Annotated in this window: 22 protein-coding genes; 11 read left to right on the forward strand and 11 right to left on the reverse strand. The window is 67.2% G+C overall.

Going from position 1 to position 20,244, the window contains the following annotated elements:
- Positions 1–38 precede the first annotated feature (38 nt).
- A complete protein-coding gene (locus tag CFB81_RS24285; RefSeq protein ID WP_089437122.1) occupies positions 39–971 on the forward strand; it encodes a DMT family transporter in 933 nt (310 codons plus the stop codon).
- A 201-nt stretch (positions 972–1,172) separates the two neighbouring features.
- A complete protein-coding gene (locus tag CFB81_RS24290) occupies positions 1,173–1,721 on the forward strand; it encodes a permease (protein WP_089436800.1) in 549 nt (182 codons plus the stop codon).
- 94 nt (positions 1,722–1,815) lie between these two features.
- On the opposite strand, the gene CFB81_RS24295 is transcribed toward CFB81_RS24290, so the two are convergent.
- Positions 1,816–1,950: an entericidin A/B family lipoprotein gene (locus tag CFB81_RS24295; protein ID WP_050017418.1), complete on the reverse strand. Its 135-nt coding sequence runs from the start codon at positions 1,948–1,950 to the stop codon at positions 1,816–1,818.
- A gap of 245 nt (positions 1,951–2,195) precedes the next feature.
- Between CFB81_RS24295 and CFB81_RS24300 the strand changes: the two genes are divergently transcribed.
- On the forward strand, positions 2,196–3,491 hold the full coding sequence (locus CFB81_RS24300; protein WP_069619353.1) for an aspartate carbamoyltransferase: 1,296 nt from the start codon (positions 2,196–2,198) through the stop codon (positions 3,489–3,491).
- 133 nt (positions 3,492–3,624) lie between these two features.
- Here the strand turns inward: CFB81_RS24300 and CFB81_RS24305 are convergent, their stop codons facing one another.
- Positions 3,625–4,044: a type II toxin-antitoxin system VapC family toxin gene (locus tag CFB81_RS24305; protein WP_069619354.1), complete on the reverse strand. Its 420-nt coding sequence runs from the start codon at positions 4,042–4,044 to the stop codon at positions 3,625–3,627.
- Entirely contained in the window at positions 4,041–4,280 is a 240-nt protein-coding gene (locus CFB81_RS24310; RefSeq protein ID WP_089437123.1) for an Arc family DNA-binding protein, read from the reverse strand. Before CFB81_RS24310 ends, CFB81_RS24305 begins: the two co-directional genes overlap by 4 nt.
- A gap of 320 nt (positions 4,281–4,600) precedes the next feature.
- Here CFB81_RS24310 and CFB81_RS24315 point away from each other — a divergent pair, with 320 nt between their 5' ends.
- From CFB81_RS24315 to CFB81_RS36245, 8 genes are all read left to right on the forward strand, one after another.
- Positions 4,601–6,844, forward strand: a complete 2,244-nt coding sequence (locus CFB81_RS24315) for a TonB-dependent siderophore receptor (RefSeq protein WP_089436801.1) — start codon at positions 4,601–4,603, stop codon at positions 6,842–6,844.
- Positions 6,845–6,847: 3 nt separating this feature from the next.
- Positions 6,848–7,603: a tetratricopeptide repeat protein gene (locus CFB81_RS24320; RefSeq protein WP_089436802.1), complete on the forward strand. Its 756-nt coding sequence runs from the start codon at positions 6,848–6,850 to the stop codon at positions 7,601–7,603.
- Entirely contained in the window at positions 7,600–8,283 is a 684-nt protein-coding gene (locus CFB81_RS24325; protein ID WP_089436803.1) for a Fe2+-dependent dioxygenase, read from the forward strand. Before CFB81_RS24320 ends, CFB81_RS24325 begins: the two co-directional genes overlap by 4 nt.
- 85 nt (positions 8,284–8,368) lie before the next feature.
- Positions 8,369–8,608, forward strand: a complete 240-nt coding sequence (locus CFB81_RS24330) for a type II toxin-antitoxin system Phd/YefM family antitoxin (RefSeq protein WP_021158157.1) — start codon at positions 8,369–8,371, stop codon at positions 8,606–8,608.
- Entirely contained in the window at positions 8,605–9,000 is a 396-nt protein-coding gene (locus CFB81_RS24335; RefSeq protein WP_089437124.1) for a type II toxin-antitoxin system VapC family toxin, read from the forward strand. The genes CFB81_RS24330 and CFB81_RS24335 overlap by 4 nt, the downstream gene beginning before the upstream one ends.
- A gap of 146 nt (positions 9,001–9,146) precedes the next feature.
- On the forward strand, positions 9,147–9,827 hold the full coding sequence (locus tag CFB81_RS24340) for a M15 family metallopeptidase (RefSeq protein ID WP_256976312.1): 681 nt from the start codon (positions 9,147–9,149) through the stop codon (positions 9,825–9,827).
- A gap of 102 nt (positions 9,828–9,929) precedes the next feature.
- Positions 9,930–10,514 (forward strand): NTP transferase domain-containing protein, encoded by a 585-nt coding sequence (locus CFB81_RS24345; protein WP_069619361.1) that lies wholly within the window; start codon positions 9,930–9,932, stop codon positions 10,512–10,514.
- A gap of 172 nt (positions 10,515–10,686) precedes the next feature.
- A complete protein-coding gene (locus tag CFB81_RS36245; protein ID WP_012339712.1) occupies positions 10,687–10,827 on the forward strand; it encodes a hypothetical protein in 141 nt (46 codons plus the stop codon).
- A 50-nt stretch (positions 10,828–10,877) separates the two neighbouring features.
- Here CFB81_RS36245 and CFB81_RS24350 read toward each other — a convergent pair whose 3' ends face one another.
- The 8 genes from CFB81_RS24350 to panE all read right to left on the reverse strand — a co-directional run bounded on the left by CFB81_RS24350 (position 10,878) and on the right by panE (position 20,154).
- The gene (locus CFB81_RS24350) at positions 10,878–11,636 is read right to left on the reverse strand and encodes an SDR family oxidoreductase (protein WP_089436805.1); all 759 of its coding nucleotides are present in this window, start codon (positions 11,634–11,636) and stop codon (positions 10,878–10,880) included.
- On the reverse strand, positions 11,633–13,180 hold the full coding sequence (locus tag CFB81_RS24355; RefSeq protein ID WP_089436806.1) for an FGGY-family carbohydrate kinase: 1,548 nt from the start codon (positions 13,178–13,180) through the stop codon (positions 11,633–11,635). Before CFB81_RS24355 ends, CFB81_RS24350 begins: the two co-directional genes overlap by 4 nt.
- A gap of 29 nt (positions 13,181–13,209) precedes the next feature.
- Complete coding sequence (locus CFB81_RS24360; RefSeq protein ID WP_089436807.1) at positions 13,210–14,298, reverse strand: alcohol dehydrogenase catalytic domain-containing protein; 1,089 nt, start codon at positions 14,296–14,298, stop codon at positions 13,210–13,212.
- Between the two features lie 46 nt (positions 14,299–14,344).
- Positions 14,345–15,352 carry an ABC transporter permease gene (locus CFB81_RS24365; protein ID WP_089436808.1) on the reverse strand — a complete coding sequence of 336 codons (1,008 nt, stop codon included), beginning with the start codon at positions 15,350–15,352 and terminating at the stop codon, positions 14,345–14,347.
- Entirely contained in the window at positions 15,339–16,859 is a 1,521-nt protein-coding gene (locus CFB81_RS24370) for a sugar ABC transporter ATP-binding protein (protein ID WP_069619396.1), read from the reverse strand. Before CFB81_RS24370 ends, CFB81_RS24365 begins: the two co-directional genes overlap by 14 nt.
- A 62-nt stretch (positions 16,860–16,921) precedes the next feature.
- Complete coding sequence (locus CFB81_RS24375) at positions 16,922–17,866, reverse strand: substrate-binding domain-containing protein (protein WP_050015077.1); 945 nt, start codon at positions 17,864–17,866, stop codon at positions 16,922–16,924.
- Between the two features lie 120 nt (positions 17,867–17,986).
- Positions 17,987–18,946 (reverse strand): AraC family transcriptional regulator, encoded by a 960-nt coding sequence (locus tag CFB81_RS24380; protein WP_089436809.1) that lies wholly within the window; start codon positions 18,944–18,946, stop codon positions 17,987–17,989.
- Between the two features lie 260 nt (positions 18,947–19,206).
- Positions 19,207–20,154 (reverse strand): 2-dehydropantoate 2-reductase, encoded by a 948-nt coding sequence (gene panE, locus CFB81_RS24385; RefSeq protein WP_069619367.1) that lies wholly within the window; start codon positions 20,152–20,154, stop codon positions 19,207–19,209.
- Between the last annotated feature and the right edge of the window lie 90 nt (positions 20,155–20,244).

The raw sequence follows: 20,244 nt of genomic DNA on the forward strand, positions 1-20,244 counted from the left end.
TCAAGACGTTCCGCGCCCGGTACGCGACGATGCGGCGCATGAAGACACGACTGATCGGTTATCTCTATCTCGCCGCCGCGATGGCGGGCGTCGGCAGCACCGTCATCGCGAGCCGCCTCGCGGCCGGCGGCCTGCCGCCGTTCGCGGCCACCGCGCTGCGCTTCCTGATCGCGACCCCGCTGCTGTTCGCGCTGATGCGCGCGCAGCGCATGCGCTGGCCGCGCGTTTCCGCACGCGACGCCGTGCTGCTCGTCATCCAGGCGGCGGCGGGCGGCGTCGGCTATACGGTGCTGCTGATCAGCGGGACGAAGCTGTCGTCGCCGCTCGATGCGGGCGTGATGCTCGGCACGCTGCCGGCCATGTCGACGTTGATCGCGGCCGTCGTGCTGCGCGAGGCGCAGACGCCGCGCGACTGGCTGGCTGCCGCGCTCGCCACCGCCGGTGTGCTGTTGGTCACGTTCGCGCCAGGCCACGCGATGCCGTCGCTGCAGACGCTTGCCGGCGATGCGCTGGTACTGGCGGCCGTCGCATGCGAAGCGGTTTTCATCCTGCTCAACCGGCGGCTGGCCGCGCCGTTGCCGCCGCTTGCGCTTTCCACCGCGATGTCGGGCCTCGGCTTCGCGCTCGCGCTCGTGCCGGCCGCGTTCGAATGGCGTGCGGTGGAGAGCGGCTGGACCGTCGGCGCCGTGTCGGCGATCGCGTACTACGCGCTGATTCCGACCGTGCTCGGCTACCTGTGCTGGTATGCGGGTTCGGCGCGCACGAGCGGCACCGAGGCGGCCCTGTTCACCGCGGTCGCGCCGGTTTCGGCCGTGCTGTTCGCCGTCGCGCTGTTCGGCGAAGCGCTGACCGGCACGCGTATCGCCGGCATCGCGCTCGTCGTCGCCGGCATGCTCGTCGGCGCGACGCGACGACGCGGGCCGTCCGTCGAATCACGCACGACGCTCGCTGCGCGGACCGCCTGCGACTGACTCGCGCTCATCGCGTCCCGGCGGAAACGGCGGCGGCTCCGTGCCGTCGCATCGCCTGCCGCTTCCCGCCTTCGCCGCCACGCAGCCGGCGACTGCAAGAATGTGTCCGCACACCGCAAAACCGTTGCGCACGGCTGCGCAAGATGCAATATTCGCGTGGCTGCCCCCTTTGACCACCCTCGAACAACAATCCGCCAAGCAATGAACAGGAAGGAAGCCAAAACAAGAATCGCGGCGCTGCTGTCCGCGGGAACGAGGAAGGCCGACGCGCTGGCGGAACTGTCCGGACAGGGGCTCAAGGATCGCGTGCTCGCGCACCTGATCGCGTCGCGCCCGGACCCCGAACGCTGCCGCAAGAACAAGGTGCACATCCGGATCCTGATCGCGCTCGGCATCGCCCAATTGGTCATCAGCCTGATGCTTGCGTACTACTTCTTCGCATCCGGCGCCGGCACCGTCCTCGTCACCGTATTCGTTGCGTTCACCGTGCCGCTGTCGCTGCTGTTCATCTGGGGCTTTGCGACCCATCGTGTCGGCGCATATCACGCGTTCATCCTGCTGTCGCTGCTGCAGATGCCGAAAACCGTCGCCGATCTCGGCCGAGATCCGGCGGCCGCGCTGCCGAGCCTCGCGATCACGGTCGTGCTGGTGGGTTACGTGTGGTTCGTCCGCAACCGGTTGTTCCCCGACTACGGCTGGTTCACGCCGCGCAAGGTCGAAGGCCGTTACGCGTTCGTGGAACGCGCCTGACGCCGCCGGCGTCGACTCGCGCACAAAAAAAGCGCCGGGCCGCCCCGCCATCGCGGGAAGGCCCGGCGCCTTCTGCATGCCGGAACCGGTCGGCTTACTTGGCCTTTTCAGCCGAATCGCTGATCGCCTGGCCGCCCTTCGAAATATCCTGGCCCACGCCGGCGACCGTATTGCAACCGGCGAGCGCGGCGGTCAGCACCAGCAGCATTGCAGCAATCGTACGCGTCATTCTCATTCTCCTTGGAATCAACAAGCCCGACCGGGCGGATCGTGTGAATCGTGTGTGGCGTGGCGCCCGGCACGCTGCCGGACACGGGGCCTGACCTGATTATACGGAGAGCCGCGCCGCGCGCCAGTACGGCCCCGCCGCGTGTCCTGCGCGCCACACCGCGCGTGCTCGCAGATTTTTCTTGACTTCATTGCGCCAGGAACTAATATACGCACCGCGTATATTTTCCACCCCAGGAGCCGCCGATGACCGTTCCCCAGCAAGCCTTCCTCCGCGACGCGATGCGCCGCCTCAACATGACCCGGGAGGCATTCGCGAATCGCATCGGCGTCAGCCGGCGCGCACTGGATACCTGGCTGCTGCCGGACGATTCGCAGGAATCGCGCGGGATGCCCGAGATCGTCGAGCGCTTCGTGTCGGAAATCGTCGAACGCTCGGAGCCGGACGGCGAGAAGTATACGCAAAGCGTAGACAAGCAGGGGCTTGCGAAGCAGTTCCTGTTCGAAGGCAAGCCGCAATTGATCTCGGTCGACCAATTCTCGCGGGATTCGGTCGAGGCGCTGTTCCGCGTGGCCGACGTCATGCAGCCGATCGCGCGGCGCCACAAGATTTCGCGCGTGCTCGAAGGCGCGGTGCTCGGCAATCTGTTCTTCGAGGCCAGCACGCGCACGCGCGTGTCGTTCGGCGCGGCCTTCTGCCGGCTCGGCGGCTCGGTGTGCGACACGACCGGCTTCACGTTCTCGTCGATGGCCAAGGGCGAATCGATCTACGACACGAGCCGCGTGATGGCCGGCTACGTCGACGCGCTCGTGATCCGTCATCCGGAAAAAGGCTCGGTGGCCGAATTCGCCCGCGCGACCAATCTGCCGGTGATCAACGGCGGCGACGGCCCCGGCGAGCACCCGAGCCAGGCGCTGCTCGACCTGTATACGATCCAGCGCGAATTCTCGCGACTCGGCAAGATCGTCGACGGCGCGCACATCGCGCTGGTCGGCGACCTGAAATACGGTCGCACCGTGCACTCGCTCGTCAAGCTGCTCGCGCTGTACCGCGGGCTGAAGTTCACGCTCGTGTCGCCGCCGACGCTCGAGATGCCGGCCTACATCGTCGAGCAGATCGCGACGAACGGCCATGTGGTCGAGCAGACGAACGACCTCGCAGCCGGGCTGCGCGGCGCGGATGTGGTCTATGCAACGCGGATCCAGAAGGAGCGCTTCACCGACGAGTCGTTCGAAGGCTATACGCCGGATTTCCAGATCAACCAGGCGCTCGTCGATTCGGTATGCAAGCCCGACACGCTGATCATGCATCCGCTGCCGCGCGACAGCCGGCCCGGCGCGAACGATCTGTCGGTCGACCTGAACCGCGACCCGCGTCTCGCGATCTTCCGGCAGACCGACAACGGCATTCCGGTGCGAATGGCGATCTTCGCGGTGCTGCTGGGGGTCGAGAATCTCGTCCAGCACTCGATGCGCGATGCGACGTGGCGTCCGCCGGCGTACCTCGGGCCGGAGGATGCCGTGTTTCACGGAATCGACTGACCGCGGCTGGTGTCGTGCGCCTTCACGGGAGATCGCTTCAGTTCAAGGGCCGCGCGCAGACGTAACGCATTCGATGCGCCGACTTGCACGGCGCGTTTTTCATTTTTAATGCAGGCGCAGGCAACCCTGCGCGTTAGTTGGCCCACGGGTCGATCACGCGCAGGCCCGCTGCCTCGAACGGCGCGACATCGCGCGTGGCCACGATCAAGCCGTTCGCGACGGCGGTTGCAGCGATGAAGCCATCGGCAGACGCCATCGCGTTGCCCATACCACGCGCCTTGGCGCGAAGGCTCGCGTACGCCTTGCTGGCCGCATCGTCGAACGGCAGGATCCGGCCGCGAAACAACGGCACGACGCGCCGCTCGATACTTTGCTCGAGCCAGTCCCGCCGGCGTCCCTCCGGCAACGCCGCCACGCCGAATCGCATTTCCGCCAGACTGATCGCAGCAAGAAACAGCGTCTCGACATTCTGCGCGTCGAGCCATTCGATCACGGCTGGGTTCGGCTCGCGCCGCAGCGGCTCGGAAATGACGTTGGTATCGACGAGGATCATTCGAAGCTCATCGGATCGGTTGGCGATGTGTCGCGCCGAACGTCGAAGTCGATGCCACCGGCCTCCCGCCCCATTTCCGCCAGCAGCGTCCCAAGCCTGGGCCGCCCGCCGGGCTGCACGGCTTGCTCGAGGATGTCGCGTACCTCGGCCTCGGTACTGCGGCCATGTTGCGCAGCCCGGATTCGAAGCGCGCGATGCACTTCGTCGGGCAAATTTCGAACAGTAATCACCGGCATGATGCGCCTCACTACATTTGCTTGCAATGCAGTCATATTAACACCTTGCTGTCATTTGAGCCGAAAGAAGATTCGACCACTGTAAGCCGCCCGCCCCACCTCTTCCATTCGGCCGTTCGGCCATCCTCGCGGCCCTGCAAGCCCTCGCCAACCCTCCGCAACATTCGTCAACAATCCTCCCGCAAACGAGAACAAGAACGCTTCTCATTCAATAAGAAATTACATAGAATGCCGTCTGAAAACAAATCGTAATAATTCCCGGCGGCGTGCACATTTCCGCAACGCACCGCCCCGGGGCCACATCGCGAGGTCGAAGCACCATGAAGTCCCGTCCCGACGAGCTGAAGCTCGGTAAATTCACCACCCTGTGCAGCGTGCTCGCCGCGAGCCCCGCGTTTGCCGACGGCACGCCGCCCGCGGCGCCCGTCAGCCCCGAAGGCCACCTCGCGCCGATCGAAATCCAGGGCAAGACCGAGCACAGCTACAAGGCCGACTTTTCCGCTTCCGCGAAATTCACCGCGCCGCTCGTCGACACGCCGAAATCCGTCACCGTGATCCCGCAGGAACTGATCCAGAGCAGCGGCGCGGCGACGCTGACCGAAGCGCTGCGCACGGTGCCCGGCATCACGTTCGGCGCCGGCGAAGGCGGCAACCCGCTCGGCGACCGTCCGTTCATCCGCGGCTACGACACGCAGGGCAGCATGTTCGTCGACGGCATGCGCGACACGGGCGCCACCACCCGCGAGATCTTCAATACCGAGCGCGTCGAGATCACCAAGGGTTCCGACGGCGCATACGGCGGCCGCGGCGGCGCGGGCGGCAGCATCAACCTGATCACGAAGGCGCCGCATCTCGGCACGACGGCCGCCGCGAGCGCGGGCCTCGGCACCGACCGCTATCGGCGCTTCACCGCCGACGGCAACTGGCAGTTCGCCGATCACGCCGCGTTCCGCCTGAACCTGATGAGCCACAACAACGACGTCGCCGGCCGCGACGCCGTCAACAACGAGCGCTGGGGCGTCGCGCCGTCGATCGCGTTCGGCCTCGGCACGCCGACGCGCGTGACCGCGAGCTACTACCACCTGTCGACCGACGACATGCCCGACGGCGGGATCCCGTACTTCTACACGACGTCGAACAAGCCCGCGAACGTCGGCACGATCTATCCGGCGCCCGTCGATCGCCACAACTTCTACGGCCTGATCGACCGCGACTTCCGCAAGACCACGTCGGACATCAGCACGATCAAGATCGAGCACGACATCACGCCGAACCTCACGGTGCGCAACACCACGCGCTATACGGAATCGACGCAGGACTACATCTGGACGCAGCCGGACGACAGCCAGGGCAACGTGGTCAACGGCAAGGTCTGGCGCCGCAACAACAACCGCGACAGCTCGATCAACAGCCTCGCGAACCTGACCGAGCTGTTCGGCGAATTCCGCACGGGCCCGTTCAAGCACAGCTTCACGACCGGCATCGAGCTGTCCCGCGAATGGGGCAAGCGCGATTCGTACACGGTCGCAACCGACAAGGGCACGATCTGCCAGAAAGGCATCGGCGCCGCGTCGGGCTACAACTGCACGAGCCTCTGGTCGCCGAACCCGAACGATCCGTGGGCCGGCTCGATCACGCGCAACAACGACTACGCGCATGCGCGCACCACGACGAAGTCGATCTACGGCTTCGACACGATCGAGATCACGCCGCGCTGGCAGGTGAACGCCGGCGTGCGCGTCGACGACTACTCGACCCGCTTCACCGATACCAAGGCGAATGGCGGCAAGACCTATACGCGCGACGACACGCTCTTCAACTGGCAGGCCGGCCTCGTGTTCAAGCCCGCGCGGAACGGCAGCATCTACGCGTCGTATGCGACGTCGTCGACGCCGGCCGGCATGCTGCTCGGCGAAGGCAGCGAAACGCAGTCGCTGACGCCGGGCCGCGGCGGCGTCGGCCCGAACGCCGACCAGATGGCGCCCGAGAAGAACCGCAGCATCGAGCTCGGCACCAAGTGGAACATGCTGAACGACCAGTTGTCGCTGACGGCCGCGCTGTTCCAGATCGACACGACGAACGCACGCGTGACGCTGCCGAACAACCAGTACGCGATGGTCGGCAACAAGCGCGTACAGGGCCTCGAACTCGGCGTCGCCGGCCAGATCACGAAGCAGTGGCAGGTGTTCGGCGGCTACACGTACATGAAAAGCCAACTGCGCGACAACGGCAAGGACGCCGCGAACAACGGCAACCGCTTCCCGAACACGCCGAAGCACAGCCTCACGATGTGGTCGAACTACGACGTCACGCCGAAATTCACGGTCGGCGGCGGCGCGTTCTACATGTCGGAAGTGTTCGGCGATCCCGCGAACCTGCGCGCCGTGCCGTCGTACTGGCGCTTCGACGCGATGGCGCAGTACCGGATCAACAAGAAGCTCGACCTGCAGCTGAACGTGAACAACCTGTTCAACCGCACCTACTTCGATCAGGCGTATCCGGCGCACTATGCGTCGATCGCGCCGGGCCGCTCGGCGTTCGTTACGCTGAACGCGCGCTACTGATCGATGGAGGCCGTATCGCTGAAGGCGCTCGCATCGGTATCGCCGCGCGAGTTCGCCGACATCCTGGCCGGGCCGCCCGAGCGCGCCGCCGCGTGGGTTGCGGCGGCGGCCGACCACGGCATCGTCGATGCGCAGGCTGTGTACGGGCAATACCTGCTCGACGGGCACGGCGTCGCACGCGATCCGGCCGCCGCGCTCAACTGGTTCCGGCATGCGGCGCGGGCGGGCCACCCGATGGCGATGAACATGCTCGGACGCTGCCACGAATTCGGCTGGGGCACGGCCGCCTGCGCGCCAGTCGCCGTGTACTGGTATCGGCTCGCCGCGCAGGCGGGCCTCGACTGGGGCATGTACAACTACGCGACCGCACTCGCCCTCGGCAACGGCGTCGACGAGAACCGCGCGGACGCGCTCGACTGGTTCCGCCGCGCGGCCGCGCTCGGTCACGCGAAATCGATCAACCTGATCGGCGGCTTCTACGAGGACGGCTGGGTCGTATCGGTCGATATCGACGCCGCGTTCGACCACTATCGCCGCGCCGCCATTGCCGGGGACTTCCGCGGCCAGTTCAACTATGCACGGCTGCTCGCCGAGCGTGGACGCGTCGACGAAGCGCTCGCTTGGCTCGCGCGGGTGCCGGCCACCGCGACACCCGCGTTCATCGCGAAGATGCGCGCGTATCTCGTGTCGTCGCCGATCGACGCTTTTCGTTCGGCGGCCATGCAACTGGCGCCGCACGCCATGGAATCCGCATCATGATGCTTCATATCCCCGGTGTACTAACCAAGGCACAGGTCGCGCAATGCCGCGAGATGCTCGATACCGCCGACTGGGTCGACGGCAACGCGACGTCCGGCGCGCAGTCGGCGCTCGCGAAACGCAACCGGCAATTGCCGGAAGGCTCGCCGGCCGCGCGTGCGGTGGGCGATGCGATTCAGGACGCACTTGCCCGCCATCCGCTGTTCTTTTCGGCGGCGCTGCCGCTCAAGGTGTTTCCGCCGCTGTTCAATCGCTATGCAGGCGGCGAGACGTTCGGCACGCACGTCGACAACGCGATCCGGCTGCTGCGCGGCACGGATTTCCGCGTGCGCAGCGACCTGTCGGCGACGCTGTTTCTCGAGGAACCCGACGCGTACGACGGCGGCGAGCTGTGCGTCGAGGATACGTACGGCGTGCATCGCGCGAAGCTGCCGGCAGGCGATCTCGTGCTGTATCCGGCGTCGAGCCTGCATCACGTGACGCCTGTGACGCGCGGTGAGCGCGTCGCGTCGTTCTTCTGGATTCAGAGCATGGTGCGCGACGACGGTGATCGCACGCTGCTGTTTCAGCTCGATACGCAGATTCAGGCGCTTTCCGCAGAAAAAGGGGCGAAGGACCCGGTGGTCATTTCACTGACAGGGATTTATCACAACCTGTTGAGGAAGTGGGCGGATGCGTAGCGTGAGCCGCTCACGCTCCACAGCGCTTGCGCCGCGTCGAAATGCGGGTCTAAAATGACCATCGTCAAATGACCATGCTCATACCATGATGCCGCACGCTCCCGTATCGAAATCCGAATTCAAGGCTCGCGCACTCGAATACTTCCGGCTCGTCGAGGCGTCGGGCGAAAGCCTGATCGTCACCGACCACGGCAAGCCGACGCTCGAGATCCGGCCGTATCGCTCGCGCGAAGCTCAGCCGTTGGACATATTGCGCGGGTCGGTCATGCGCTACGACAATCCTCTCGATCCGATTGCGGAAGATGATTGGGAGGCGTCGCGGTGATCGTGCTGGATACGCATGCATTGGTGTGGTGGGTGGGTGGCGACCCTGCGCTCAGCAAGAAGGCGAGAAGCGCGATCGATCGCGCACGGAGCGAAGGCGCGCTCGCCGCATCCGCCATCTCCGCGTGGGAGATCGCGATGCTGGTGCGCAACGACCGCCTCGCCCTGACGATGGATGTCGACGCGTGGCTCGCCACCGTCGCGCAGATCGACGGCATGCGGTTCGTGCCCGTCGATGCCGACATCGCCGCGAAGTCCACCGACTTGCCCGGCACGTTCCACAAGGATCCTGCCGATCGCATGATCGTCGCGACCGCGCGGCGGCTCGGCGCGCCGCTTGTCACCCGCGACGAAAAAATCCGCGCGTACGCGCACGTCAAGACGCTTTGGTAAACGTCGCCCGCGCGTAGATCGAGCGGCGGCGCATCTTCCGCCCGACTCTGGCATATTTGTGATTCGTCTGACCAAAACGACCGCGGCCGTCGCATTCGACATCGGCTAGCGGCCCGCAACCGTCGTCGCGCCATTTGCCCGCTACCGTGATACCTCTCTCCGATCCCGCCGTCCGGTCGATCGCCCTGCAGGAGTCGCACGAAGGGTTCGTCGATCTCGCCACCTTCCATGACCGCATCGCCGTCGATCTGAGCCGCGCTCATGTCGAAAACACCAGCCCGCATTTCCTGAAGGTGCGCCGCGGCGTCGCCGAACGGCTGGCCGCCGCCGCGCACACGCTCCCTGCCGGCCTGCGCCTGTACGTGAAGGAAGGCTATCGCCCGCTGTCGCTGCAACGCGACTATTTCACCGACCATCTCGCGCACCTGCGCCGGACGCTGAATCCGCTGCCGTCCGACGAAGCCCTGTACGAACTCGCGAGCCACTATGTCGCGCCGCCTGAAGTCGCGGGCCATCCGACCGGCGCTGCCATCGACGTCACGCTAATGAGCGCCGACGGTTCCGAACGCGACATGGGATGCATGGTCGACGCCACCGACCAGGAATCCTCCGGTGCGTGCTACACGCACAACGCGTTCATCAGTCGCCCGGCCGCAGCGAACCGCAAGCTCCTGATCGACGCGCTGACCCGCGCCGGCTTCACGAATTACCCGTCCGAATGGTGGCATTGGTCATTCGGCGACCGCTATTGGGCCGTCATGCAGAACGAATCGCATGCAATTTACGGTCCTGTCGACGAAAGCATGCTCGACGAAGCCTCGCGATGACGGTTTTCCCGATCCGGCACGCGTGACTCGGTAACATCCTCACTTGCCGATCCCCGTGTGCTCCCGCACAATCGCAGCACCTGCCTCACTCCCCTCGCGCCGATGTCCTATGCGTCACTCGCGACCGGCGTCCTGCTCGCCGGCGGCCTTGGTCAACGCTTCGACCCGAGCGGCCTGCACAGCAAACTGCTCGCCCGGCTTCCCGACGGCACGCCGGTGGCGGTGGCTGCCGCCCGCCATCTCGCGGCCGCGACCGCCGACGTGATCGCCGTCGTGCGCCCCGGCGCCGAAAAGCTCGCGATCCTGCTGAACGAAGCCGGCTGTCAGGTCGTCTATGCGCCCGACGCGTTGCGCGGCATGGGCGCGAGCCTCGCGGCCGGCGTCCGCACCGCGCCCGATGCGAGCGGCTGGCTCGTCGCGCTCGGCGACATGCCGTGGATCGCGGCTTCCACATACGAAACGGTCACACGCGCGCTCGAAGCCGACGACGCGTCGATCGTCGCGCCCGCGCATCGCGGCGTGCGCGGCCATCCGGTCGGTTTTGCCGCGCACCACTTCGAGGCGCTCGCCGCCCTCGACGGCGACGCGGGCGCCCGCGCGCTGTTCGCCAGCGCGCCGGTGACCCTGCTCGACGTCGACGATCCCGGCATCCTGCGCGACGTCGATACACCGGCGGATTTGCGCTGACTTCGATTGCGCGGGCCCGCACGTTCACGCACGCACCGCGCCAATAAGCGGATTTCTCCGACGACCGACAAGCCGTCGCAAGAATCCCGCTGCAAACACGCGCCCGATTGGCTATAACGGAGACGAGGCGCGTCCGCCGCGCCACCGCCGTCACGCACGCCACGAGTTCTCCATGAGCGACCACACGACCCCGACGCCCGAGCCACCGGCCGACCCGAACCGCGATCCGGAAGACGATCCGTTCTCGTCGCCGCCCGGCCATCACGACAACCCGCAGCAGCCGGACGGACCGCCGAGCAAGGATCCGGTCTAGCCGCGCGCCGGCCGCGCCGCGCACTCGACCCGCGACTTCCGCGACGCGGTCTAGCGTGCGGTATACCCGCCGTCGATCGGCAGCGACACGCCGCTGATCATCGACGCCGCGTCGCTCAGCAAGAACAGGACCGGCTCGACGACTTCGTCCGGCTGCGCGAAGCGGCCGAGCGGAATCGCGGCCAGCATCGGTGCGCGCTTCTCCGGTTCACTCCACGCGAACTGCGCCATCGGCGTGAGCGTGACGGTCGGGTTCACGCTGTTCACACGAATGCCATGCGGCCCGAGTTCGATGCACAGCACGCGCGTGATCGCGTCCATCGCCGCCTTCGACGCGCAATAGCTCAGATGCGCGGGCAGGCCGACGAGCGCCGCCTGGCTCGACACGTTGACGATGCTGCCGCGTGCGTTCGCCGCGCCGCGTCCGTCGCGCTCGATCATCTTGCGCGCCACGGCTCGCGCGACGAGCGCCGCGCCGCGCGCATTGACGGCCATCACGCGATCGAAATGCGCGGCGTCGACATCGAGCGCCGGTTCCAGCGATGCGATCCCCGCGCAATTGACGAGGCCGTCGAACGCATCGTACGGGTCGAGCGCGGCATCGATCGCGTATTCGTCGCCGCCGACATCCATGCGCAGCGTATCGCACGCAATCTCGCCGGCGAGCGCGTTGAGCGCGGCCATGTCGCGCGCCGCCGCGACGACGCGCGCGCCTGCGTGCGCGAGCGCGACCGCGCACGCGCGGCCGATGCCGCTCGACGCGCCCGTGACGAGCACCGTCGACCCGCCGAAATCGAATCGTGTGTTCATGAGGATGTGCCCAGCCTGTGCATGATCGGCTTGAGTGCGGGATACAGCGCCGTGTAGAGCGCAAAATGCGCGTCGTACGTTTTCGCGCGGTCGGCATCGGGCCGTGCGCGCTCGACGAGCGTGACCCAGCCGCCCTGCGCGTCGTCGCGCGACACGAGCCCTGCGCCAACACCCGCGAGCAGCGCGGCGCCCATCGCGGCTTCGACGTCCTGCTCGATCGTCCACACCGGAAAGCCCGTCACGTCCGCGATGATCTGCATCCACAGCGCCGAATGCGCGGCGCCGCCGACGACGATCAGTCGGTCGTCCAGCGCCACCGCGCCACGGCGGCCGGCCTCGATGTTATGGCGCAACGCGAACGCGACGCCTTCGAGCACCGCGCGATAAAGATGCGCACGCGTATGCGCGAGACTCAGCCCGACGAACGCGCCGCTCGCCTTCGCATCCCACACCGGGCTGCGCTCGCCCATCAGGTACGGCAGGAACAGCACGCCGTCCGCGCCGGCCGGCACGCGCTCGGCCGCCTCCTCGAGCAGCACGTGCGGATCGCCGTGCGGCAGCAGGCTCGCCGCATCGATTTCCGCGTGACAGAACTGGTCGCGAAACCACGCGACCGACGCGCCGGCCGTGATCGCGCCGCCGAACACATACAGGTCGCGCTGCCCGTCGAATACGTGCGGCATGCTGACGAGGCCGTGCCGCGCATCGACGTGCCGGTTCACATAGCCCCAGCACATGCTGGTGCCGATCATCGCGACGTGCTGCCCGGTACGCGTCGCGCCGGCCGCGAACGTCGCCACCGCCGCATCGACGCCGCCCGCGACGACGGGCGTGCCGGCCGGCAGCCCGAGTTGCGCGGTCCATTGCGACAGCAAGCCGCCGACGACGTCCGTCGAATCGACGAGCCGCTCGGGCATCATCGTCGCCGGAATGCCGAGCATGTCGAGCGCGTCGTCGGACCACTCGCGGCGCGCGACGTCGTACACGCCGCCGATATTGCCGGCCGAACTGTGATCGACCGCGACTTCGCCGGTCAGCAGGTAGATCACGTATGCGTTCGGCGGCAGGAAATAGCGCACGTTCGCCCACACGTCCGGCCGCTGATCGCGCAGCCACAGCATTTTGGTGAAGCCGTAGTAGCTGTCGACGCCGTTGCCGGTGATCACGCGCAGCCGCTCGACGTTCACGTGTTCGTTGACCCAGTCGACTTCCGCGGTCGCGCGCCGGTCCATCCAGATCAGGCACGGATGCAGCGGCCGCATGTCGATGTCGACCGGGATGCCCGAGCCGCCGTACAGGCTGCTCACGCACACCGCCCGGATCGCATCGGCCGGCACGCCCTGCGCGCGCGCGTCGCTCACGCAGCCGGCGATGCAGTCGAGCACCGCGTCGAACCACACCTGAGGCCACTGCTCGGCCCACAGCGGGCGCGGCGTATCGGGCTGGTAGCCGGCCGAGCGTCGCGCGACGATCGTGCCGTGCCGGTCGACCAGCAGCGCCTTGGTGCTCTGCGTGCCGATATCGACGCCTATGACGTATTCCATGATGTCTCCGGTGAGGCGCACGCCGGCCGTCAGCGGGCCGGCTTCAGCAGCACCTTGATCGATTCGGGCGATTTCGCGACGCGGATCGCGTCGTCCCAGTCCTCGAGCGCGAAGCCGTGCGTGACGATGCCCTTCGACGTGACGAGCCCGCGCGCGAGCAGGTCGATCGCGACCGGATAGCAGTATGGCCCGAGATGCGCGCCGCGTACGTCGAGCTCCTTGCGATCGCCGATGATCGACCAGTCGACGGTCGCATCCTCGCCGAACACGCTGAATTCGACGAAGCGGCCGAGCTTGCGGATCAGGTCGAGCCCCTGGTTCACGCCGACCGGCGCGCCGGTCGTCTCGATGTACACGTCGCAGCCGTAGCCGTCGGTGAGTGCGCGGACGATCTCGCGCGCGTCGTCGCGCTGCGGGTTGATCGTCACGTCGGCGCCGTACTGGCGCGCAAGTTCGAGCCGTTCGTCGATCAGGTCGATCACGACGAGCTTCTTCGGCGTCTTCAGGCGCGCGACCTGCGTCATCATCAGCCCGAGCGGGCCCGCGCCGGCGATCACGACGACGTCGTCGAGCTGGACGTCGCCGCGATTCACCGTATGGATCGCGCACGACAGCGGCTCGATGATCGCCGCGTCCTCGAGCGATACGCCGAGCGGAATCTTGTGAACGATCGCGGTCGGCGGAATGCGCATGTACTCGGCCATCCCGCCGTCGGCGACCTCGCGCTGGAAACCGAAGATGTTGTGCACCTCGCACATCCAGTACTGGCCCGACTTGCAATAGCGACACTTGCCGCACGGCACGATCTGCTCGGCGATCACGCGGTCGCCGAGCGCCACGCCGAAATGCTCGGCCGCGCCGTCGCCGAGCGCCTCGACATAGCCGAAGAATTCATGGCCGGGAATCACCGGCGCCTTCACCCACGGGCTCGGTCCGCCCCAGAACATCTTGGCGCCGGTGTAACACTTGCAATCGCTCGCGCAGATCCCGCACGCGGCGATGCGGATCACAAGCTCGTTCGTCCCGGGGTGCGGCTTCGCGACCTGTTCGACGCGATAGTCCTCGGGGCCGTGGCAGACGACCGCGGTCATGCGCGGCTGGGCTTCGGGTGTCGTCATGAGTTGTCTCTTTTATGAGTGATTCGGATATCGGATTAATCAAGCGTTACCGCGATCGCTCGCGGCTGATGTAGATCGCGAGCAGGATGATTCCGCCCTTGATCACGTTCTGCACGTACGGGTTCACGCCGATCATGTTCAGTCCGTTGTTGAGCACGCCGAGCAGCAGCGCGCCGACCAGCGTGCCGAGGATCGCGCCGCGCCCGCCGGAGATCGACGTGCCGCCCATCACGACGGCCGCGATCGCGTCGAGCTCGAAGCCCACGCCCGCGTTCGGCTGCCCGCTCATCAGGCGCCCGGTCAGCACGATCGCGGCAAGCGCCGACGTGAGCCCGGCGAGCGTATAGACGATCAGCTTCACGCGCGCGACCCGCACGCCGGTGAGCCGCGTCGCCTGCTCGTTGCCGCCGATCGCGTATACGTAGCGGCCGAACGGCATCCGGTCGAGCAGCAGCCATGCGATCGCGTAGACCACCAGCATGATCAGCACCGGCGCCTGGACGCCGAGCACCTTGCCGCTGCCGAAGAACGCGACCCAGTCGGGCAGCCCGTCGATCGGATAGCCGCCCGTGTAGATCAGCGCGAGGCCGCGCGCGATGCCCATCGTCGCGAGCGTGACGATGATCGGCGGCATGCCCGCGAACGCGACGAACACGCCGTTCAGGAAGCCGAAGCCGAGCCCGACCGCTATGCCGATCGCGAGCGCGGCGACTGCGTTGACGCCCGCGACCATCAGTCCGGCCGCGAGCGTGCCCGACAGCGCCATCACCGAGCCGACCGACAGGTCGATCCCGCCCGTCAGGATCACGCAGGTCATGCCGACCGCGATGATCGCGTTGATCGAGACCTGGCGCAGCACGTTCTCGAGGTTCGCGGCGGACAGGAAGCTCGGGCTCGCGATCATCATCGCGATGCACACGACGATCAGGCCGACGAGCGGATAGAACAGCGTCGAGCGGCGCAGTTGCGCCCACATCGGGCGCGGCGGCGGCGCATCGCCGGCCGTGGCGGCGAGCGTCGTGGATGGCGTGGAAGAAGAATCAGGCAGGTTCATGGGTCGCTCCTCGCGTGCCGGCCGTGGCATAGGTCATGACCGTGTCGGGATCGATCTCGTCGCCGGCGAGCGTCGCTTCGATGCGGCCTTGCCGGAACACGGCGACGCGATCGCACATGCCGACGATTTCCGGCAATTCGGACGAGATCATGATGATGGCGTAGCCGCGCGCGGTGAGTTCGCGCATCAGCCCGTAGATTTCGGCTTTCGCGCCGACGTCGATGCCGCGCGTCGGCTCGTCGAAGATCAACACCGACGTGTGATGGTTCAGCCAGCGCGCGATCACGACCTTTTGCTGGTTGCCGCCGGACAGCGTCGCGACCTCGGTGTGGATCGACGGCGCCTTCACGCCGACGCGCCGCATCACGTCGTATGTCGTGCGCGCCTCGCCGCGCCGGTCGATCAGCCAGCGCATCGACCGGTACTTGCCGAGGTTGTTCAGCGAGATGTTGTCGCGAATCGAGAACGACGTGACGAGCCCTTCGGTCTTGCGGCTTTCCGGCAGGATGCCGATACCGGCACGCAGCGCGTCGGCCGGATCGGCGAGCTTCGCCGCCGCGCCGCGCACACGCAGTGCCTTGCGGTGCGCACGCGTCGCGCCGATCACCGCGAGCGCGGTTTCCGTGCGGCCCGAGCCGACCAGCCCCGCGAAACCCAGGATCTCGCCTGCATGCAACACGAAGCGGTTTACCGGGCCGTCGCGCTCGATCTGCAGCGCATCGACCTCGAGCACGGCCGGCGCGTCGGCCGGCAGCGCCGGCTTCGGCGGAAAGCTGCTCTCGATCCGGCGGCCGACCATCATGCGCACCAGTTGCTCGACGTCGGTGTGCGCAACCTCGGTCGTCGCGACGTACTGGCCGTCGCGCAGCACCGTGATGCGGTCGCACACCGCGAAGATCTCGTCGAGGTGATGCGAGATGAAGATCATCGCGACGCCCTGCCGCTTCAATTCGCGCATGATCGCGAACAGGTGCTCGGCCTCGGCCGGCGTGAGCGTCGCGGTCGGTTCGTCGAGGATCAAAATGCGCGCGTCGAGCGACAGCGCCTTGCCGATCTCGACGAACTGCTGCTGCGCGACCGACAGCGCACGGATCGGCGCATCGAGATCGATCGCCACGCCGAGCCGCGCGAAGATGGCGGCCGCCGCGGCGCGCATCCGCTTGCGGTCGCGCGCGCCCCAGCGGTTGCGCAGCTCGCGGCCGAGGAACAGGTTGTCGACGGCATCGAGGTGCGGAATCAGGCTGAATTCCTGGAACACGATGCCGACGCCGGCCGCGACCGCGTCGTGATAGTCCGCGAAATGGCGCGCGGCGCCGTCGATCTCGATCGTGCCGGCATCCGGCTGATGGATGCCGCACAGGATCTTCATCAGCGTCGACTTGCCCGCACCGTTCTCGCCGAGCAGCGCATGAATCTCGCCGCGCGCGATCTCCAGATGAATGTCGGACAGCGCCTTCACGCCGGGAAAGCTTTTCGTGATGTGGCTGAGCCTGAGTATCGTGTCCATCGGCTTCTCCGTGCGAAGGGCGTCGGCCGCGCCGCCGCCCTTCGCGTCGCTTCGCACGTCGTTCACCAGCTGAAGCCCTTCGCGTTGCCGCGATCGACGACCTTCACATCGACCGGAATCGCCTTCGGCACCGTTGCGCCCCACTTGCGCGCGATCGCGATGCCGAGCGCGATGCGCACCTGGTCGGCCGGAAACTGCGCGGTCGTCTCGATGAACTTCGAGTTCGGCTTCTGGATCGCAGCGATCGCCTCGGGCGCGCCGTCGACGCTCGTCAGCTTGATGTCCTTGCCGGACCCCTCGATCGCGGCAAGCGCGCCCATCGAGCCGCCGTCGTTCACGCTGAACAGGCCCTTCAGGTTCGGATGCGCGGAGATCATGTTTTCGGTGACCGACAGCGCGGTCGCGCGCTCCTGCTTGCCGTTCTGCGTATCGACGAGCTTCACGTTCGGGAATTTCGCGAGCCCGGCCTTGCAGCCGCGCACGCGTTCGAGAATCGGCACGACCGGAATGCCGTCGAGGATCGCGACCTCGCCGCTGCCGCCGATCGCCTTCGCGAGGTATTCGCACGACATCACGCCCGCGTCGTAATTCTTCGAGCCGACGAACGAATCGACCGGGCCGTTCGCGTTGGCGTCGACGGCGACGACCACCGCGCCGGCCTTCTTCGCCTGCGTGATCGCCGACTGGATGCCGGTCGAATCGGTCGGGTTCACGAGCAGGATGTCGATCTTCTTCTGCAGCATGTCCTCGACGTCGCTCACCTGCTTGCTGACGTCGTGATGCGCGTCGGTGACGACGACCTGCGCGCCGATCGACGCGGCCGCGTCGTTCAGCGCCTTCTGCATCGTCACGAAGTACGGGTTGTTCAGCTCCTGGAACGTCATGCCGATCCGCAGCGGCGCAGCGTGCGCGGCGGCGGCGGGCAACAGGGCCGCGACGGCGAGCGCGGCAACGGCCGCCAGGCGGGCGGCGCGACGGGGGGATGAAGCGGGCGATGCGTGCGTCATGACGGTGTCTCCAGAATTGTGTGCGGCTTTTTCGTGGGTGAATGCGCCCCTCGCGACGTGAGCGACGCGATCGGCTGGGTAAAACGGCGGGGAAAACGCGGGCGGGCAACGGCCCGGCAATCATCCGGGCTGCGGCATGAGTTCGGGCGCACCGGGCGTCAGCACGCGCGGCGGCAGCGGGTTACCGGTCGGCGCCGCGTGCAGCGCGAGCTCGCGGCTGCGCGCGTTCAGGCGTTGCAGCGCACGGAATTCGGACGGCGCCATCCCCTTCACCGCGCGGAACTGGCGGTTGAAGTTCGACACGTTGTTGAAGCCGGCCTGGAAACAGATGTCGGTGATGCTCGCGTCGTCGGCGAGCAGCATCTGGCAGGCTGATTCAATCCGCAGACGATTCACGTACTGGACGAACGGCATGCCCGTATGGCGATGGAACGCGCGCGAGAACGCGCTGACGCTCTGCCCGGTCAGTTGCGCGAGATCGGATTCGCGCATCTCGGACGCGAGGTTCTTGCCGATATACGACAGCGCGTGGCTCAGGCGCGTCGGCGTGACGTCGGCCTGGTCGTACGCGGGACTCGCGAGCAGCGTGCGCTCGGCCGCATCGCACAGGCGTTCGAGGATCGTCATGAACAGCGCGATACGGCGCATGCCCCGCGCGGTCAGCAATTCGTCGAACAACGGCGCGATCGCGGCGCTCGTCGCCCCGTCGAAGCCGACGCCGCGCCGCGCGTCGTCGAGCAGCGTCTGTGCATCACGGCATTCGGGAAACGCGTCCATGCAGCGACGCACGAACGACGGATCGAACTGGATCACGAGATTGCGGCGCTCGACGGTTTCGCCTTCGGCCATGTCGCTGACCCAGTTGTGCGGCAGGTTCGGGCCGAGCAGCACGAGATGGCCTGGGCCGAACGAACCGATGTGATCGCCGACGAAATACTTGCCGTGCGTCGCGACGATCAGGTGCAGCTCGAATTCAGGATGGAAATGCCAGCGGATCGTGCGATACGGATAGCCGTGCGACCAGACCTTGAACGACTCGTCGCGTCGCACTTCGACCACTTCGAGATCGGGGTGCATCATGTTGGCGTCTCCATTCCCATGGTTCGCTGGCCGGCCTGTTCGGCTGTGCGCGCGTGCGCCGCGTGTCTCGCGCGGCACCGCGACCGGTCGCATGGGAAGCAATGTAGGTCGATCGCGCGCGCGGCTCCACCAACTTTACGCCTGATTTTCGATACTTTTTTGCCGTCCGCGCGCGGAAATGGCGCCGGACGGCAAATTTGTTGCAGCGCGCAACGGTGCGGCGGCCACCCGCCCCGTCCGTGCCGCCCGTCCGCGCCGGCTTACGCCGCCGCGTGCTCGCGCGCCGTGCGCACCTCGTATGCCTTCAGGTGGTTGTACGCGATCCGCAGCAGCGACAGCGTATCGGCCGCCTGCGGATCGCGTCGCGCGAGCAGGTCGCCGATCACGTGATCGGCTTCGACGCGCGCATGATTCTCGACGTCGCGCAGCATCGACGCCGTCAGCGGCGACGGCGTCAGCACCATCCGCTGCATCCGCTCGCTGGCCGCCGGGTCGGGCCGGTAGCCGTTGTGTTCGGCGATCGCACTGCATTCGGCGAGCATCGTCTCGAGCAGGCGGCGGCCGTCCGGCGCGGCGAGAATGTCGCCGATCGACCCGCGAAACAGCGACGTGCTCGCGGCGAGCGTCGCGAGGAACACCCACTTGTCCCACATCCGCGCGGTGATATCGTCGCTGAGGGTGGCGTCGAAGCCCGCGCCGCCGAGCACGTCGGCCACCGCGCGCACGCGCGGCGATTCACCGCCGGCAAGCTCGCCGAACGTCACGCCATGCGTGTCGTTCAGGTGCACGATGCGCTGCTCGCGATCGAGCGTCGCCGCGATCACGCACAACCCGCCGAGCACCTGTGACGCGCCGAAACGCTCGCGCAGCACGTCGACGTGACGCATCCCGTTGAGCATCGGCAGGATCAGCGTCTGCGGGCCGACGAACGGCGCGAACGATGCAATCGCGTCGTCGAGGCTGTACGCCTTGCAGCTCAGCAGCACGAGGTCGAACGGCGCGACGCCGGCGCCCGCGTCGCCCGCGCGTATGGTCTGAACGTTTGCGAGCGTCAGGTCGCCGCGCGGGCTGCGGATCAGCAGCCCGTCGCGCGCGAGCGCGGCCGCGCGGCCGTCGCGCACCAGGAACGTCACGTCGCGCCCGGCCGCGGCCAGCCGGCCGCCGAAGTATCCGCCGACCGCGCCGGCCCCTACCACCAGAATCCGCATCGTTGCCTCCTTTCGGTTTCATCGGCGTCGCGCTGCCGCCCGCGCGGGCGCGACGCCGACCATCGCCCGACAGTATAGCGGCCTCGGTTA

Source organism: Burkholderia sp. AU28863 (assembly GCF_002223195.1).
In the GTDB taxonomy this organism is placed as follows: domain Bacteria; phylum Pseudomonadota; class Gammaproteobacteria; order Burkholderiales; family Burkholderiaceae; genus Burkholderia; species Burkholderia sola.